We start from the raw sequence: 17,862 nt of genomic DNA on the forward strand, positions 1-17,862 counted from the left end.
GTGCTGACGGCGGCTGCCGATGATTCCACGCGCGCCGGTAACGGCGTGGTGCTGGCGATTGTCCTGACCGGCTTTGTTGCCTGTACCTATGGTTTCGGTGTCTACCTGTTCGCCAACCTGTTGGTGGACATGCGGCGCGATATCGGCTTTGACTACACCACCGTCGGGCTGATTACCGGCGGCGCGCAGATCGGGTTTCTGGGCTTTTCGTTTCTTGCCGGCTATCTCAGCCGTTTTGTCGCGGGCTGGAAAATCAGCCTGTATTCGACGCTGGCGACCTCACTGGCGCTGCTGGGGCTGAGTGTCAGCGATTCGATCTGGTTATCCGGCGGGCTGCTGATTTTGCTCGGCGGCTGTTCGGCGTCGGCCTACGTTCCGCTGGCCGAAATTGTCGCGACCCACTTCTCCGCAATAACCCGGGCGCGAGTGATGGGCCTGATCTCCAGTGGCACCAGTTACGGCGTATTCATCAATGGCATGCTGGTCAGTCTATTGACCCTGCATGGCGGGTGGCGCGCCATCTGGTTGATCGCTGGATTGGTGTCGATTCTGGTGTGTGTCGCGGCCTGGTATTTGCTGCGTCAGTCGCCAGGCGCGTTGCAATCTCACTCGGTCACGTCGCGACAGACCGCTACGCAAAGCTGCTCACCTGGCTGGTGGCTTTTCTCAACGGCCTGACGCTGCTGCCGTTTCAGACGTACCTGGCGCCATTCATGCGTGAAGAGCTTTCCATGTCCGTAGCAACCACGGGGATGGTGTGGTCGACGATCGGCGCGGTGGGAATGGCTGCGGGCTTCCTTGTGGGCTGGGTGGCTGACCGGCTGGGCTCGCGCCGGGCATTGATGCTGTGTTTTGTCAGCGCATGTCTGGCAAGTCTTTGCGTTTATGGCCTGGACAGCGACAGCGGGTTTTATCTGGCCGGCTTTCTATTCGCGCTGGCGTTCTATCCGGTATTTGGTCTGGTCCCGACCTATCTGGGGCAGATCGTGCCTCTTGATTGCCTGACACGCGCCTTCGGTATCGCCAATGTCTTGATCGGCGTGGGCGGCGTGCTGGGCAATTTTCTCGGCGGTACCTGCAAGGAACTGCTGGGTTCCTTTGCGCCGCTGTATCTGTGCATCGCCGGGTTATTGCTGGTGCAACTGATGGTGGTCGGCCTGCTGCCCGACAAGCCCCCCGACGACTGAATATTTACCAACAGGAGAGAGCCCGCTATGGAAAGCGTCGTTGATGATTATCCAAAACCCGATAGCCACAGCGCCTATGCGTTCAATCGAGCGGCTATGGCTGTGCATGACCAAGGCACGGTGCTGTGGTTTACCGGGTTGTCCGCGTCCGGTAAATCGACCATCGCCAATGCCCTGGATTTTGCATTGCGCTCCCGAGGCCTGAGGACCTGCATTCTTGATGGGGATGTGCTGCGCAACGGACTGTGTCGAGACCTCGGTTTCAGCGCGGCCGACCGGGAAGAGAATGTCCGCCGCGTGGCCGAAGTTGCAGCATTGATGGCAGACGCCGGGCTGACCGTCATGGTCGCGCTTATCTCACCCACCCGCACGGCCCGGCATCACGCGCGTTCGATTGTTGGCAGCGAGCGCTTCGTTGAAGTCTTCGTCGACGTACCGCTGGCGGTCGCTGAACAACGAGACCCCAAGGGTTTGTATCGCAAGGCCAGAAGCGGCGAGCTGCAAGACTTCACCGGCATCGATGCGCCTTATGAAACGCCGGTTTTCCCGGAAGTGCATCTGCGCAGCGATGTGCTGAGCATTGGTGAGTCGGTGGAAGAAATATGTGCCTGGCTGGAGCTTGCCGATTGTAGTTTCAACGCATTTTCTCAACATCTCTACAAGCGATGATGTCGCCAATGCCGCATGGCTAAAGGGGCTGCACACTTTTTATCGGAATAAAATCATGGACGAAAATCATGCTCACTCGTCGATCGCTTCTCGCACTTTCAACCCTGTCTGCGGCGCTCGCCGGTATGGGCAAACTTTCGTCAGCGATAGCCGGTGAAGAGGCAAAACTCCGGTTGGGGGACGCATCACCTTTTTCATTCGAGAGCTTGATTGAACTGGCCGAAGCAAAGTCGCGGATGCCCTGGTTTGCTCCCACCGCCGGCCCTGCCGAGGTGCTGTCGCAGATCAATTACGATGCCCACGGGAAAATAAAATTCGACACGTCCCTCGCCCTGTTTGCCCTGGGGCCAGGGCAGTACCCGGTGGTTTTCTCTCACCTGGGCACCTATTTTCGTTTTCCCGTGACGATGCATGTTGTTCACGACGACATGGCGCGTGAGATTGTCTTCGACGATTCCTATTTCGATATGCCTGCGGACAGTCCCGCTCGTCGGCTGCCCCCGGGCAATCACTTCGCCGGCTTCCGTTTCCAGGAGAGCCGCTCCGGCGACCAGCGTCAGCTGGATTGGCGCACCAATGATTGGGTCGCCTTTCTCGGCGCGTCCTACTTTCGCGCGATCGGTGATCAATATCAGTACGGCATTTCCGCTCGCGGCATTGCGGTCAATGTGGCCCAGGCAAGCCAGCTGGAAGAGTTTCCAGACTTCAGCCACTTCTGGTTTGAAGCAGCCGCAGACACACGCAGCAGTGCGGTGATTGTTTACGCGTTACTTGAAGGGCCGAGTATTTGCGGAGCCTATCGGTTTGTCCTGCACAGGGACAAAGGGGTCATCATGGATATCGATGCATCCCTGTTTTTGCGCAGGGATATCGAGCGTCTGGGGATTGCGCCGCTCACCTCCATGTTTTGGTACTCCAATACCGCCAAGCCCACTGCCATCGATTGGCGGCCGCAAGTGCACGACTCTGACGGTCTGGCCATCTGGACTGGTAATGGCGAGCATATCTGGCGGCCACTCAACAACGCCCCGCGCACCATGGCATCGGCGTTCATCGACAACAATCCCAAAGGCTTTGGCCTGTTGCAGCGCGATCGGGATTTCGACCACTACCTGGATGGCGTGCATTACGAACGACGCCCCAGCCTATGGGTTGAACCCTTGGGCGACTGGGGCGAAGGCAGTGTGCAGTTGGTGGAAAATCCTACCGACGCCGAGACTCACGACAATATTGTCGCCATGTGGGTCCCCAAGCTTGCGGCCCAGACAGGTCAAAATTTCCGCCTGCGTTACCGCCTGCACTGGCAAGCGGACGAACCCTTTCCTTCGCCGCTGGCTCGTTGCGTGGCGACTCGTCTGGGCCGCGGTGGCCTGCCCGGTCAGGACCGACCTGAAGGTGATCGCAAGTTCGTCGTGGAGTTTCAGGGTGACGGCCTTGCAAAAATACCCTTTGGGGTCCGGCCGCTGGCGGTACTTTCCTCATCAAGAGGCAAATTATCGAATGTATTCACGGAGGCCGTCCCTGACGGTAAGCAGGGGCATTGGCGGGCTCAGTTCGATTTGAGCGTGGAGGGCCGCGAGCCCGTAGAGCTGCGCTTGTTTCTGCAACTGGGCGATGAAGCGCTGTCAGAAACGTGGCTCTATCAATATCACCCGTTCACTTCCGAACCATTGGCGTCTGCCGGGCAAGAAAGCTCGGGGCTGATCAGCAGTGTGAAGGCGGTGTGAATGTCATGGCCCATTCTCGACTCCTGCCCGTGCTTATGTTCATTGCGCTCGCCACGGTCACTTCACTTGATGTGAGTGCTGGCGCGGATTTCGACAACGATGATCTGATCGACAGCCTGCTTTCCCGGATGACCCTTGAAGAGAAGGCCGGCCAGCTCAGCCAGTTGGCTGTCCAGACTACGTCCGCTGGCCCCATCGTTGAAATCGGTGGTGATGACAGTATTCGTAACGGGCGCGTGGGCTCGCTGCTGAATGCTTATGGCGTCGAGGCCACACGCAAGCTTCAGCGTGTGGCGGTCGAAGAGTCCCGGCTACGAATTCCCTTGTTGTTTGCTTTCGATGTGATCCATGGGTTCAGAACCATTTTCCCTGTTCCGCTGGCCGAAGCCTCGGCCTGGGATCCGGAACTGTCACGGCGCACTGCAAGGGCTGCGGCCGTGGAGGCCTCTGCTTACGGCATCCACTGGACCTTCGCGCCGATGGTCGATATCGCCCGTGATCCGCGTTGGGGGCGTGTGGTTGAAGGTGCCGGTGAAGACCCGTTTCTGGGGGCCGCCCTGGCGGTTGCCCGTGTCCGGGGCTTTCACGGGACAGGGCCGCCTGATCTCTCGACAATGATGACAACCGCCAAGCATTTCGCCGGTTATGGCGCAGCGGAAGCAGGGCGTGACTACAACATTGCCGACCTCTCGGAACGCACGCTGCGTGAAGTCTATCTCCCGCCGTTTCAGGCCGCTGTGGAGGCGGGGACCGACACGATCATGCCGGGATTCAATGAAGTCGCGGGCACGCCGATGCATGCCAACCATAGGTTGCTGAACGATTATTTGCGCAAGCAGTGGGGCTTCAACGGTCTCGTCATCAGCGATTTCAACGGTGTGGAGAATCTGATCGAGCATGGCGTGGCTGCGACAGAATCCAGCGCCACGCAGTTGGCCTTCAACGCGAGCGTCGACATCGACATGGCCGGCGGCCTCTATCAACAGCAGTTGCCCGAACTGGTTCGAAGCGGCCAACTGCGTAAAGACGCTCTGGATGATGCGGTACGACGCGTCCTGCAAGCCAAGCAACGCCTGGGTCTTTTTGAAGACCCGTACCGTTACAGTGATGCGTCTCGTGAGCAGGCTGTTGCCCGGATACCCGAGACCCGGGCTCTGGCACGAGAGGCGGCGCAGAAATCCATCGTATTGCTCAAGAATGACCAGGCATTGCTGCCGCTGCGCAAGGACATCAAAAAGCTGGTTGTGGTGGGTGCACTGGCTACCGATGCCGAATCCACCCTGGGACCCTGGTCCGGGCCAGTGCGTAGCGAAGAGTCGGTCACGGTGTTGGAAGGTATACAACAAGCTGTGCCATCCACGACGGCGGTCATTCACGTACCGGGCGCCTCGCCTGAAAGTCTGGACCTCTCGGGTATTGATGACGCACTGCGGGCCAGTAACGATGCCGATGTCATCGTCGCGGTGCTGGGTGAAACCGTAAGGATGACCGGCGAGGCGCGAAGCAGGATGTCGCTGGGTTTGCCTGGCGGTCAGGAAGCACTGCTGGCTCGCCTGGTCGAGACAGGCAAACCCTTGGTGGTCGTGCTCATGAACGGTCGCCCGTTGGCGCTTTCCTTGATGAGTGATCAAGTGCCGGTGATCCTCGAGTCCTGGTTTCTCGGTTCGGAAATGGGCCACGCGGTCGCCGATGTCCTGTTTGGTGATGTGAACCCCAGTGGCAAGCTCCCCATTACGTTTCCTCGGGCGGTCGGGCAATTGCCCATTTACTACGCCCGGAAAAATACCGGGCGTCCACCGAGTAAAGAATCCGAGTACACCTCCAAATACATCGACGGATCGTGGACGCCGCTTTATCCCTTTGGTCATGGCTTGAGCTACACCACGTTCGCCTATCAGCCACCCCGGCTAAGCGCCCGGCGGATTGCACCAGACGAGACACTGACGATAAACGTCGATGTCAGTAATACCGGGCCTCGTGAGGGCGATGAAATCGTGCAGTTGTATCTGCGCCAAAGCACCGCCAGTGTCACCCGACCCGTGCGCGTATTGCGTGGTTTTGAACGGGTGACACTCGCCCCAGGCGAAACCAGGACACTTGCTTTCCAGCTTGATCAGGATGACCTGGCACTGCTGGATCACTTCTTTTTGCGCCGGGTCGAGCCGGGCGAGTTCACGGTTTTTGTAGGAGGTAGCTCGGCCACCGACAATCAGGCGAGTTTCGAGGTCACCACCGGTGCTCAGCTTGCGGGACCGGGTTGCGCGATCCCTCGTATGCTCAGGGAGAACGCGGTGAAAACCTTGATCAATGTCGGTAATTGACGCTGACGCTGGACGCCACCTCCTTTTGAATCCTGAGCGATGTGCGGTGCAGATCGATAAACGCCGTGAAAACCGCTCGGCTCACGATAGGTTGTAGGCCGTCCGATAGCACTTGGTTCTTTGCTGATATCTGCCATGCTTCAAGTGTCGGATCAAGACAAGGGGCTGATCATGTTTATCAGTCAACTCAAAATCAGCTCACTGCGGCTGGTGGGTGGCTTGGCAGTACTCGATTACCTGAATACCTGCAATGGACGCCGACCGGGCAGCTCATTGGGGGAAGTGGTGGACAAGCTGGCAACGCTGGAGGATGTGGTGCGCTGGTTCCAGCATGCCCGCCTGATCAGTGCTCAGGAGTTTGACCATTATCTGGGGCTGGTCGAGCAACCGGCAGCTGCCTTCTCCTTCCAGCGCCTGATTGCCTTCCGTGAGCAGCTTTACCAATTGCTGCTGCCAATGGCAGAAGGGCGGCGACTGGATGATCGCGCCCTGAATTACCTGAATCAGGTCTTGGGAAGTACGGCCGCGCAACGCCGGCTCGTCGTGCAAGGGCCGAACGTAATCTGGCAGTGGGAGATCGGCAATAGCCTGGATGACATGACCGACAATTTCATGGCTCGCCTGGCGACCCAAGCCGCGAGCCTGCTGACCGGACCGGATCAACTGCGCCTGAAAGTCTGCGCCACGCCTGATTGCGACTGGCTGTTTATCGACAGTTCAAAAAATGGCGGGCGACGCTGGTGCCAGATGAATATCTGCGGCAGTCGCGAAAAAGCGCGAAAACGCAGTAGCGCGGGATGGACGATGTAAAAGATGCCGAATTTGCGTCCCGGCAATTTACGCCGAAGACGCAAACGGCTGTGCTGTATGAGTTACTTGTATTTGGCCTGAAGCGATTTGGCCTCTTGCAGGTGATGCTGGAGTTTAGGCAGCGTCTTCTTGGCGAAGGCCGTTAACTCAGGCGTCTTGGAAGATTTGATCTCTTCTTCAAACAGTTCGATGGTTTGCTCGTGGGCCACGACCTGATTGTTGGCGTAGGCCTTGTCGAACGACTCGTCACGATACTCAAGGACCATTTTCTTGGCACGGGCCATCAGTTCCGCGTCGTCCGCCACTTTAAGTTTCAGACCTGTTGCGACTTGTGCCAGCTCTTTATTGGCAGCGGTGTGATCGTCGACCATCATCTGGGCGAACTTTTTAACATCGGCCGATTGGCTTTTCTGCAAGGCCAACTCACTTGTCTGAATTTCGGCCAGGCCTTTGGCCGACGCGTCATCGACGAATCCGGCCGGGCTCGCGGCGAAGGCGCTCATCGTTGTCAGCCCAAGGGCAAGGGTCATCAGGGTAGGGCGCAGCAATGCGTTAAGTTGCTTCATGGGCAGATCTCCAGACGTTAATGCCGAAGGACGGGAACCTGAGTTCCCGTCCTGATAGGACGGATTGTATTATTTGCTTGAACTTTTACTTGAACTTCCGGAGCTGGCTTTGCCGCCTTTCTTGCCTGCCTCAGACGCTTTTTGAGGGTCCTCGGCAAAGTTGCCCGAGCCTTTTCCGGTACTTTTCGATTTGTCGTCGTCTTTTTGTTTCGATGTATTGGGCATGATCATTTCACCTGTGAATATTGTTTAAGTTGGCACTGGCGAGACAGTTGCCTCGTGTTCTTGAGAAGTAACTCGGGTGTGGAAAGTTTATTGAAATAGCGCCGAAACCGACGAGCGGTCATGGCCGCCTATCGATGCAAAGTTGCATAAGGTTCCGTGTTGCAGATAAACGGTTTTGTAAGTAAACGGTGCGGTGAGTCAGTTATTGCCGACGTAAGGTCACTAAATGCATTGAACGGAGCAACTTGGGCGTATTCGAATCGTTAAGGCCTCCGTCGGAGGTCATACCCGAGAGGTGGTTATGGACAGGTTAACAACCCAACAATCGATTCCGCCCAATCCTGATTTACTTGACGATGAAGATGCCGGCCTGGACGACGGCGATGTAATTGATCCTGGTTTCTCGGAAGCAGAGCCGGGTATTGGCAATGACGTAGATCTGCCTGATCCGGAAACCCTGCCCGGCAGTCTGGGTGTTGTTGATGAAGACGATGATGTCGTCCCGGATCGCCCGCTCTAGGCGCGATGCTGCACTAGTTGACCATGCGGGTTAGGGAACCTGTGCGAGCGACAGGCTTCATATGACGTGACTGTCGCCTCACATCGCACACGAAACCGAGACCACTTCCATGAGTGATATCCGCATTGGCATTTCCGGGTGGCGCTATGTTCCATGGCGGGGCGATTTTTATCCCGAGGAACTGACGCAGAAAAACGAGCTGAAATTTGCCTCCCGTGCCGTGAACAGCATTGAGATCAATGGCTCCTTTTACTCCCTGAAAACGCCAAAGCTGTACGCCGGTTGGTTTGCCGAGGTTCCCGACGACTTCGTTTATCTGCGCCTGCACGGCGACGAAAAGCTCTACGCCAGTGGCTATACCGCCAAGGCGCTCAAGCGCTGGGGCGACCGGATTCAGGAGTGGCGCGAGGGTTCGCAACCCGCCGACGCGCACCTGATCGTGGCCAAGGCCGTTCCGAAGCGAAAATCGCGGGACATATTTTGCTATTTCGACAACGACATCAAAGTCCGGGCGCCTTATGACGCCCGCCAACTGCTGGAACGCTTCGACTTGACTCAAGGACTGGAAGTGGCGCCGGGTGACATGCAAGGAGTGAAGTTTTGAGCAGTGCCATTACGCCGACTGGCGTACGTACCCCCACCTCGACCGGTGTATCCCTGAACGTGCTGACGATGAACATGCACATGGGTTTCGGGATCTTCAATCGGCGTTTCATTTTGCCGGAGCTGCGTGACGCCGTGCGCAGCGTTTCCGCCGATGTGGTGTTTCTTCAGGAAGTGCATGGCGAGCATCAAAGTCACGCCCAGCGGGTAAAGGGCTGGCCGACGACCTCGCAGTACGAGTTTCTGGCGGACAGCATGTGGAGCGACTTCGCCTATGGCCGTAACGCGGTGTATCCCGATGGCGATCATGGCAATGCGCTGCTGTCCAAATACCCCATCAGCCATCATGAGAATCTGGATGTGTCGATTCATGGCACCGAGGAGCGCGGGCTGTTGCATTGCATTCTGGACGTCCCGCAGTTTGGTCAGGTACACGCCATTTGCGTGCATCTGGGGCTGCGTGAAGGGCACCGTCGCCAGCAATTGAAGCTGCTCGCCGAGTTGTTGGCGCGTCTGCCGGAGTCGGCGCCGGTGATTGTCGCCGGGGATTTCAATGACTGGCGACAACGGGCCGATGCGCAACTGGTCGGCACCGGTCTGCATGAGGCATTCGTCGATAAATTCGGCGCGCCAGCCAAGAGCTTCCCGGCGCGCTGGCCGTTGCTGGCGCTGGACCGGATTTATGTGCGCAACGCCACCACCCACAGGCCCAAAGTCTTGTCCAACCGGCCATGGTCGCATCTCTCCGATCATGCGCCACTCGCAGTGGAGGTGACCTTATGAACGATCACATGAAACACCACGGACAGTGGCGCGACGGTAACTCGGTAGAGCTGCTGATCAATGGCGAAGATTATTTCACCCGAGTCTTCGATTGCATCCGTGCGGCACGCAAGGAAGTCTTGCTGGAAACCTTCATCATTTTCGAAGACCGGGTCGGCGAAGCGCTGCAACAGGCCTTACTTGAGGCCGCCGCCAATGGCGCGCGGGTGGTGGTCACGGTGGATGACTACGGCACTTCGGACCTGAGTAATTCTTTTGTCGGACGGATGATCGCCGCCGGGGTTCACATTCAACTGTTCGACCCTCGGCCACGGGTAATGGGCATGCGCACCAACCTGTTCCGGCGCCTGCATCGGAAGGTTGTGGTGGTGGACGGCGAGATTGGGTTCATCGGCGGCATTAATTACAGCGTCGATCACATGAGCGACACCGGCGTGACCGCCAAGCAGGACTACGCGGTGATGGTGCGTGGTCCCATCGTGGCGGATATTCACGCTTCGGCCATGGGCATGCTTGGCGAAGCCGTGCGCTCGAAATTCAAGCCGCTGCGCATCGAGCCGCATCACGCGGGCAGCGCGCGCATGTTGCTGTGCGAGCGCGACAACAAGGAACACACCACCGATATCGAAGAGCAGTACTTGCTGGCGATGCGCAACGCGAGCCATCGCATCACGATTGCCAATGCGTATTTCTTCCCCAGTTATCGATTCCTGCGCGAGTTGCGCAACGCGGCGCGGCGTGGCGTCAAAGTGACGCTGATTCTCCAGGGGCAGCCGGATATGCCATTTGTGCGCGTCTGCTCGCGGCTGACCTACACCTTTCTGCTGCGTGAAGGCGTGGTGATCCACGAATATAAACAGCGGGCGCTGCACGGCAAAGTGGCGCTGATTGATCGCGAATGGTCCACCGTGGGTTCCAGCAACCTCGACCCCTTGAGCCTGGCGCTGAATCTGGAAGTGAATCTGTTTATTCGCGACCCCGCGCTCAATCAGCACTTGCACGAACATCTGCGTGACCTGGCTGCTGCGCACAGTCAGCAGATCAGCCTGAAGGGGGCTGCACGCGGGCAGTGGTGGCGGGCCCCGATGATCTTCCTCAGCTTTCACTTTCTGCGACACTTTCCGGCCATTGCCGGCCTGTTTCCCGCTCATGGTTTGCGGCTTAAACCGCTGCGCGCGGCGGATGTGCTTCCCGAGGCGAGTGTCATCGAGCAAGAGCAAAAAGATGGCGTCCCCCATGACTTGCGGGTCAATCTGCAATCTGATCAGGAGAAATCCGCATGATTCAGGCGTCCGATGCATCTTCCGAACGCACCAGCGTAAAACAGGGCAGCAAGCCGCAGAGCAACAAATGGAAATGGGCCAAGCGCGCGTTCAACGTATTTTTCTTCGTTGCGGTGCCGGTGTTGCTGTTTCTGCTGGTGAAGAATCTCGACTGGCAGGAAGTCAAACAGGCGTTGCTGTCCTACAAAATCAGCACCTTGGCCCTCGCTTTCGGGATCGCCCTGTGCAGCTACCTGACCTATTGCTGTTTCGATGTGCTGGCGCGGTTTTACACCGGGCACAAGCTGTCGATCCAGCAAGTCGTCCCAGTGGCATTTGTGTGCTACGCGTTCAACCTTAACCTCAGCTCATGGGTTGGCGGCATCGCCTTGCGCTATCGGCTCTATTCGCGACTCGGGCTGGATGTGCCCACTATTACGCGCATCCTGAGCCTTAGCCTGATTACCAACTGGCTGGGTTACATGCTGGTGGCGGGCGTGGTGTTCTCCATGGGCTTTCTTGAACTGCCCAAGGATTGGGCGGTGGGTACGACTTCATTGCGCCTGATCGGCGTTGCCTTGTTGGTGGTCGCTGTTGGCTATCTGCTGGCGTGTCGTTTTTCCAAACGTCGTTCCTGGACGATCCGTGAGCAGGAAGTCACTCTGCCGTCCTTGAAACAGGCGCTGACCCAGGCCAGCCTCGGCGCGTTGAACTGGTCGCTGATGGCCTTGGTGATCTACACCCTGCTGCCGGACAAAGCGTTTTATCCGGCGATTCTTGGCGTGTTGCTGATCAGCAGCATCGCTGGCGTGATCACCCACATCCCGGCCGGGCTCGGCGTGCTGGAAACCGTGTTCATCACCTTGATGCAGCACGAGTTTTCCAAGGGCAGCTTGCTCGCGGCGCTGATCGGCTATCGGGCCATCTACTTCCTCATGCCGCTGCTGATTGCCGTGGTCGTGTATCTGATTCTGGAAAAACGCAGCAAGAAGATGGGGGAGAGGAATCAGGCCAAGCTCTAGCCTGTTGCCTGTTTGAGCGAGGCTCGCCCGCGAAGAACGATAATGCGGCAGATTTCGGTTGGCCGGGCTGGCCTCTTCGGGGACAAGTCCCCTCCTACCGGTTTTGCGCAGGTCGGTAGGACCGGATTCGTCCGGAAAGGCGTCATTACCGCTTCGAAGCCTGGGCAAACATCCTCACCGCATCCACTGCATTGTTGGTGCTTGCGCTGATCTGCACGATGACCGCCCCAGCCTGATCGGCCAGTTCTACGCCCTTGCTGGCATTGGCGCGGGTGTTGTCCATGCTGAAGATTGCTTGCTGGGTTTCCGATTGAATCACCCCGATCATTTCCGAAATCTCTGCGGTGGAGCGGCTGGTGCGTCCGGCCAGTTGACGAACTTCGTCAGCGACCACGGCAAACCCACGGCCCTGATCGCCAGCGCGAGCGGCTTCGATGGCAGCGTTGAGCGCCAGCAGGTTGGTCTGGTCGGCAATGCTGCGAATGGTATTGACGATGGTGGTGATTTGATCCGAGCGCTCGCCGAGTTGCGCAATCATTCGTGACGACGAATCGATGTTCAACGATATCTGGCGCATTTCGCTGGCGGCCAGCTGAATGACCTGCGTACCTTGCTCGGCCACTTTCTGGGTTTCGACTGAGATGTGATACGCCTGAGCAGCGCTCTCGGTATCACGGATATGCTGCTCGATGCGGGCGGTGATGTCGGTGGCAAACTTGACCACTTTGATCAGATCGCCGTTGGCGTCATACACCGGGTTATAGCTGGCCTCCAGCCACAGCGTGTCGCCCTGGCGGCTCACGCGTTTGAACTGGCCGCTGAAGAATTCGCCCTTGTTCAGGCGCTGCCAGAAATCCCGGTATTCATTGCTATTAATAAGCTCGGGCGGGCACAGCATGCGGTGGTTCTTGCCGACCAACTCAGCTTCTTTATAGCCCAGCAGCCGCGTCAGATTATCGTTGGCACGCAGAATGCGTCCTTCCATATCGAACTCGATCACCGCCATGGCGCGGTCCAGCCCGGCGAGTTTGCTGGCGGCCTCGCTTTCGGCCTGGATCCGTTCAGTCACATCCAGAGCGTACTTGACGATCTTGACCACGTTGCCGGAACTGTCCTTGATCGGGTTGTAGCTGGCTTCCAGCCAGACATTGCGCCCATCGCCCGCCAATCTGCGAAAGGTCGCCGACACGAACTCGCCGGCGCGCAGACGCGACCACAGCTGTTGGTATTCGGCGCTACGGGCATATTCGAAGCTGCAAAACAGTTTGTGCGGTTTGCCGATCACGTCTTCGCGCCGGTAGCACATGGTCGTGAGGAAATTGTCATTGGCACTGATTAGCACGCCATTCAAATCGAACTCGACCGTGGCCATCGAGCGGTCGATGGCCTACAACAGGCTTGCTTGCCGGGCGATGATTTCCTGAAGGTCGCGTAGTTCTTTCTTGGAGGAGTTGAATAGCATGATGAATGGCTCGTCTGGGTGCACAACGTGACGCCCAGGTCCTTGGCAGGCGGGGTCTTGAAGTGACCCTGATGCGTTCCATCGCATAAGGCCATCATAGTATTCTTGTACAAGAATGCGCAATTAATTGTACAAAATATTGGATTTGTACAATAAAATGATTCGTTTGAGTGTCTTGCCGCCGTGCGACACGTCATACGCAGGCCATGCAATGGAGCGTCTGAAGCAGGTAAGCTCCCGGCCAACCAGATATGAATAGAAGGAGAGGACCATGCGAATCGGATTGGTAGGCTATGGCAAAGGCGGTCGGTATTTTCATGCGCCTTTGATCGCCAGCCTGCCGGGCGCCACCTTCGTCGGTGTTGTGACCGGTTCGGCTCAGCGTCGACAAGAACTGGCGCAGGATTATCCTCAAACCAGGGCGTTTGCCAGCCTGGCTGATCTGGTTGCCGCCGGGGTCGATGCTGTAGCGATTTCCACGCCGCTGGCGACTCGCCAGGCGCTGATTCTGGAGGCCATCGAACTCGGTGTCGCGGTGGTCAGCGACAAGCCATTCGCCGCAGATGCCGAGCAGGCGCAGGCGTTGGTGGATGCGGCCGAGCGCAAGGGCGTGCTGCTCAGTGTTTATCAGAATCGCCGCTGGGACTCTGACTTCCTGACCTTGCGTAAATTGATAGATGACGGCGTTCTGGGTGACGTCAGCCGATTTGAATCCCGCGTCGAGCGTTATTCCCCTAAATCGGTCGGCAAAGCCAGTGGCGGCGGCATGTTGCGCGATCTCGGCAGCCATCTGGTGGATCAGGCATTGCTGCTGTTCGGCCCGGTGGCCAGGGTGTACGGCGAACTGCAATTCGCCACGCCGAACGAGTCTGTCGACCATCAGTTTTTCGTTGCCCTGACCCATCGCAACGGGGTGGTTTCGCATTTATGGGGCAGCTGCCTGCAGAATCACCCCGGCCCACGCTTCCGGGTCAGCGGCACATCCGGCTGCTACAGCGTCGAAGGTCTTGACGGGCAGGAGGCGGCTTCGTTGGCAGGGTTGACGCCTGCTTCCGAAGGCGAGCGCTGGGGAGTCGAAGCAACCCGGCGTAGGGGCTGGCTGGAGCAGGGCGATACCCGTAAACAAGTGGCATCCGAACGTGGCTGCTGGCTGGAGTTCTATCGACAATTGCAGGATGCCATTGCAGGCAACGCACCCAACCCGGTGGATCCCCATGACGCAGTCGCTGCTGCCCGGGTACTGGACGCTGCACGCCTGAGCGCCCAAGAGGGGCGCGTCGTGATTTTGTAACGCCGGAAGGTCAGTGGCTTTACCTTTGCTGCTGTTGCTGCGTATATTCGGGACTAAAGGCCAGATGCCACTTTAATTGTTGTACAAAAGCGGCCGGGCCAAGGCTGCTGTTGTTGTGAAACGATTCGGAACCGATGTGCTTGCAGGCAGTCAGAATGGGGTCGCAGGCGCAAGTCGCGGAATTTGAATCACTCAGTCGCGGACACGACCACTTTTCCAGGTCCTTGAACCTGGTTAATTAAGTGGCTTTGTCCGCGAATGCTTTCTGTCATGGGCTGGCCAAGTCGATCCCGGCGACCAGCGGACAGGCGTTACAGCCCGCATTCAACAAGTTGTTGCGGGACTTGTTACACCAATTCGCGTCAATTATGTTGCCGACTGCCCAAGCCGGCCTTAGACTGCCGCCCCTCGTAAATTGAGTGCCAGGTGGCGCTTGGAGACTATGGCGCTTTTACGGCAACGCTGAGCCGCTCCTTAATTCGCCTTAATGCACGTTTTTTTTATAGAGAAATCAATGACAAAGGAAAAGTTGCTGGCCATGCCGGCCGATGACTACATGAATGCCGAGCAGCACGCTTTCTTCGTCGAGCTGTTGCAGGGCATGAAGATCGAAATCCACGAGCGCATCGAGCAGAGCCGCATCGCTATCGAAAGCCTGGACACGCCTGCCGATCCTGCGGACGCCGCCTCGGTCGAGGAAGAGCGTCACTGGCTGGTAAACGTGATTGATCGTGATCAGCGCATGCTGCCACAGCTGGAAATGGCTCTGGCACGCATTGCCGATGACAGCTTTGGCTGGTGCGACGACAGCGGCGAGGCTATTGGCCTCAAGCGCCTGCTGATCAGTCCGACCACCAAATACTGCATCGAAGCGCAAGAGCGTCACGAGCAGATCGACAAACATCAGCGTCAAGCCTGACCACAACGGCGCCGAGAAGCCCTCAAGGTTTAACCCTTAAGGCTTCTCGGTCGTTTGCGCCTGCCGGTAATCGAGCATTGCGTGAATCCGTCCAGTCAGATCAGCAAGGGTGAATGGCTTGGTCAGCATTTGCATGCCTTGCTCCAGAAATCCACTGGCCTGCGAAGCATTTTCTGCGTAGCCGGTCATGAGCAGAATCGGCAAAGCCGGACGCTTGACCCGTGCCGCGTCAGCCAGCTGTCGCCCATTCAGGCCCGGCAGCCCGATATCGCTGATCAGCAGGTCCACAGTCTGCTCACTTTCCAGAATCGCCAGGCCGGACAACCCGTCTGCGGCTTGCAGCGTCACACAGGCAAAGTCCTGCAATACCTCCAGCACCAACTCCCGTACCGTCTGTTCGTCCTCCACCACCAAAACCGTAAATCCGCTGACCGCGGCTGAGCTTTCATCCAGGATTGGCGCGGCTTGCGGCGACTCGACCGGATCGTGGCGGGGCAGATAAAGCCGCACTTCGGTGCCTACTCCCTGCGTGGAATCAATGCGTACGTAGCCGCCGGACTGGCGCACGAAGCCATAAACCATGGACAGACCCAGGCCGGTGCCCTGGCCTTGCGGTTTGGTGGTGTAGAACGGTTCAAAGGCATGGGCCAGTACATCCGGCGGCATGCCGAAACCGGTGTCCCGGATGCAGATGCAAACATAATCACCCGGCACCGCGTCAACCTGCCTGGCAATGGCGGTGCGGGCCAGGCTGACGTTGCCGATGTCGATGGTCAGTTGGCCGCCATCGGGCATGGCGTCCCGGGCATTGATCACCAGATTGAGCAGCGCGCTCTCCAGTTGATGCGGATCGCACAGGGTTTGCCACAGCTCGTCATGGGCAAACAGATGCATGCGAATGTCTTCTTTCAGGGAGCGTCGAAGGATGTCCTCCATCGACAGCATCAGCTGATTGATGTCCGTGGGGCGCGGGATCAATGGCTGGCGCCGGGAGAACGCCAGCAGCCGATGAGTGAGGGTCGCGGCACGATTGGCTGACTGGGTGGCTGCGTCGATATAGCGCTGGGTGTCGGCTACTTTACCGCTGCTGCTGCGGCGGCTGATCATCTCCAGCGAACCGATGATGCCCGTCAGCAGATTATTGAAATCATGCGCTATGCCACCGGTGAGTTGCCCCAGGGCTTCCATTTTCTGCGACTGGCGCAACGCTTCCTGGATGGCTTCACGCTCGCTGGCCTCTTTCTTGAGCTGCGCCAACGCTTCGCTGAGGGCTTGATTGCGTTGTTCGACTTCGGCGCTCAGCTGCTGATTGGCTTGATGCAGCAGCTCGGCGGCGGCCTGACGCATCTGCAACGCATCAGCCAGCGCCTCGGCGCGACGGTGCTCGGCTTCATAGACATCGACACGGGTCAGGCTGGAACCCACTTGCCCGGCGATCAGCTCGATGAAGCTCAAGTAATCCGGGTCATGGGGCCGATAGGGGTTCAGGCCAATCAGCATGAAGCCATTAAGCTGCAGCAGGTCGGTGCCTTTGAGGGGAGCCATGGCCATGACGGCTGGCGGCTGATCCCAGGCGCCACAGGGCAGAATCGTCGCGATAGACGTCACGTCCAGCAGCGCCAGGCAGTCCGGCCGCTGCGCCCCGGTGTTGTCCCAGTGCGATTGTTCAAGCCTGGTCAGCTGCTCGACGGCATCGCCATGGCGTTCGTCGAAACCGCTGCAGCCACTCAGCGTTGCCGCGCCATGCTCATCGAGAACAAAAGTCAGGCTAAACGGCAAATCACGGGGCTGCTGCGAGAGGGTGCTTTGCAGGCTGGCAAAAATGCCGCTTCGATCCCGGGTACCGGCCATCCCGCTGGCCACTGAGCGCAGCAGCGCCAGACGTCGTTCATTCAGAACGCGGTCGGTGTCTTCGGTGACTGCACAGAACAGGCCCTGGATTTTGCCGTTATCGCCGATCAGCGGGCTATAGGAAAAGCTGTGGTAGGTTTCTTCCGGGTATTCGTGGCGCTGCAGGATCAGCAGCAGTGACTGATCCCAGGTCGCAACGCCTTGCTGATACACCGCCTCGATGCGCGGTTTGACTTCCAGCCAGATCTCCGGCCATAGCTCGCGCAGTGGCATCCCCAGCGCATGGGCATCCTTCTGGCCGAGCGTCGGGCGGTAGGCGTCGTTATAAAAGAAATGTACTTGCTCGCCCCAGCCCAGCCACATCTCGAACTTCGACGTAAGCAGAATGTGCAGCGCCATCTTCAGTGACTGCGGCCAATGCTCCGCAGGGCCCAACGCAGTCGCAGCCCAGTCACAAGCCCTCATGCGCTGCGCCATCGTGCTGTCGCCGATGAATATGTCAGCCGAAACCGGGGTGGTTGCAGAACTCAAGACATGCCTCAACTTGATCAGAAAAATCGATGTACCGAGCGTGTCGCTTGCCGTTGTCCCGCGTGTATGCAGATACGACCGGGCAGGAGCAGGAAGAGTTCTATCGTGGATGG

Annotated in this window: 14 protein-coding genes and 2 pseudogenes; 12 read left to right on the forward strand and 4 right to left on the reverse strand. The window is 58.2% G+C overall.

Translation table 11 applies throughout. From position 1 onward, the window contains the following. Window positions 1-129: 129 nt before the first annotated feature. The 5 genes and pseudogenes from AABC73_RS09520 to AABC73_RS09540 form a co-directional block, all read left to right on the forward strand. Window positions 130-1,121: pseudogene (locus AABC73_RS09520) on the forward strand (MFS transporter); the annotation flags it as partial. A gap of 162 nt (window positions 1,122-1,283) precedes the next feature. Then, window positions 1,284-1,856, forward strand: a complete 573-nt coding sequence (gene cysC, locus AABC73_RS09525; protein ID WP_341524199.1) for an adenylyl-sulfate kinase — start codon at window positions 1,284-1,286, stop codon at window positions 1,854-1,856. A gap of 125 nt (window positions 1,857-1,981) precedes the next feature. Beyond that, window positions 1,982-3,583, forward strand: coding sequence for a glucan biosynthesis protein D (locus AABC73_RS09530; RefSeq protein ID WP_341524200.1), 1,602 nt, complete (start codon window positions 1,982-1,984; stop codon window positions 3,581-3,583). 5 nt (window positions 3,584-3,588) lie between these two features. Next, window positions 3,589-5,904, forward strand: coding sequence for a glycoside hydrolase family 3 N-terminal domain-containing protein (locus AABC73_RS09535; RefSeq protein ID WP_341523367.1), 2,316 nt, complete (start codon window positions 3,589-3,591; stop codon window positions 5,902-5,904). 171 nt (window positions 5,905-6,075) lie between these two features. Continuing rightward, a complete protein-coding gene (locus AABC73_RS09540; RefSeq protein ID WP_341523368.1) occupies window positions 6,076-6,714 on the forward strand; it encodes an ABATE domain-containing protein in 639 nt (212 codons plus the stop codon). Between the two features lie 62 nt (window positions 6,715-6,776). Here the strand turns inward: AABC73_RS09540 and AABC73_RS09545 are convergent, their stop codons facing one another. Together AABC73_RS09545 and AABC73_RS09550 are read right to left on the reverse strand one after the other, a co-directional pair. Next, window positions 6,777-7,280 carry a DUF4142 domain-containing protein gene (locus tag AABC73_RS09545; protein ID WP_341523369.1) on the reverse strand — a complete coding sequence of 168 codons (504 nt, stop codon included), beginning with the start codon at window positions 7,278-7,280 and terminating at the stop codon, window positions 6,777-6,779. A 69-nt stretch (window positions 7,281-7,349) separates the two neighbouring features. Next, complete coding sequence (locus AABC73_RS09550; RefSeq protein WP_341523370.1) at window positions 7,350-7,505, reverse strand: KGG domain-containing protein; 156 nt, start codon at window positions 7,503-7,505, stop codon at window positions 7,350-7,352. A 301-nt stretch (window positions 7,506-7,806) separates the two neighbouring features. Between AABC73_RS09550 and AABC73_RS09555 the strand changes: the two genes are divergently transcribed. From AABC73_RS09555 to AABC73_RS09575, 5 genes are all read left to right on the forward strand, one after another. Then, the gene (locus AABC73_RS09555; RefSeq protein WP_341523371.1) at window positions 7,807-8,025 is read left to right on the forward strand and encodes a hypothetical protein; all 219 of its coding nucleotides are present in this window, start codon (window positions 7,807-7,809) and stop codon (window positions 8,023-8,025) included. Window positions 8,026-8,134: 109 nt separating this feature from the next. Continuing rightward, window positions 8,135-8,629, forward strand: a complete 495-nt coding sequence (locus tag AABC73_RS09560) for a DUF72 domain-containing protein (RefSeq protein WP_341523372.1) — start codon at window positions 8,135-8,137, stop codon at window positions 8,627-8,629. Next, window positions 8,626-9,411: an endonuclease/exonuclease/phosphatase family protein gene (locus AABC73_RS09565; RefSeq protein ID WP_341523373.1), complete on the forward strand. Its 786-nt coding sequence runs from the start codon at window positions 8,626-8,628 to the stop codon at window positions 9,409-9,411. The genes AABC73_RS09560 and AABC73_RS09565 overlap by 4 nt, the downstream gene beginning before the upstream one ends. After that, on the forward strand, window positions 9,408-10,694 hold the full coding sequence (clsB, locus tag AABC73_RS09570; RefSeq protein WP_341523374.1) for a cardiolipin synthase ClsB: 1,287 nt from the start codon (window positions 9,408-9,410) through the stop codon (window positions 10,692-10,694). Before AABC73_RS09565 ends, clsB begins: the two co-directional genes overlap by 4 nt. Further along, window positions 10,691-11,695, forward strand: a complete 1,005-nt coding sequence (locus tag AABC73_RS09575) for a lysylphosphatidylglycerol synthase domain-containing protein (RefSeq protein WP_341523375.1) — start codon at window positions 10,691-10,693, stop codon at window positions 11,693-11,695. Before clsB ends, AABC73_RS09575 begins: the two co-directional genes overlap by 4 nt. A gap of 145 nt (window positions 11,696-11,840) precedes the next feature. Here the strand turns inward: AABC73_RS09575 and AABC73_RS09580 are convergent. After that, window positions 11,841-13,157 (reverse strand): annotated as a pseudogene (locus AABC73_RS09580) (PAS domain-containing methyl-accepting chemotaxis protein). A gap of 271 nt (window positions 13,158-13,428) precedes the next feature. Between AABC73_RS09580 and AABC73_RS09585 the strand changes: the two are divergent. Next, window positions 13,429-14,448, forward strand: a complete 1,020-nt coding sequence (locus tag AABC73_RS09585; RefSeq protein WP_341523376.1) for a Gfo/Idh/MocA family oxidoreductase — start codon at window positions 13,429-13,431, stop codon at window positions 14,446-14,448. 514 nt (window positions 14,449-14,962) lie between these two features. Further along, on the forward strand, window positions 14,963-15,367 hold the full coding sequence (locus tag AABC73_RS09590) for a TraR/DksA C4-type zinc finger protein (protein ID WP_020291541.1): 405 nt from the start codon (window positions 14,963-14,965) through the stop codon (window positions 15,365-15,367). A gap of 36 nt (window positions 15,368-15,403) precedes the next feature. Here AABC73_RS09590 and AABC73_RS09595 read toward each other — a convergent pair whose 3' ends face one another. Beyond that, window positions 15,404-17,749, reverse strand: coding sequence for an ATP-binding protein (locus AABC73_RS09595; protein WP_341523377.1), 2,346 nt, complete (start codon window positions 17,747-17,749; stop codon window positions 15,404-15,406). Window positions 17,750-17,862: the final 113 nt, after the last annotated feature.

It is taken from the genome of Pseudomonas sp. G.S.17, from assembly GCF_038096165.1.
Classification (GTDB): domain Bacteria; phylum Pseudomonadota; class Gammaproteobacteria; order Pseudomonadales; family Pseudomonadaceae; genus Aquipseudomonas.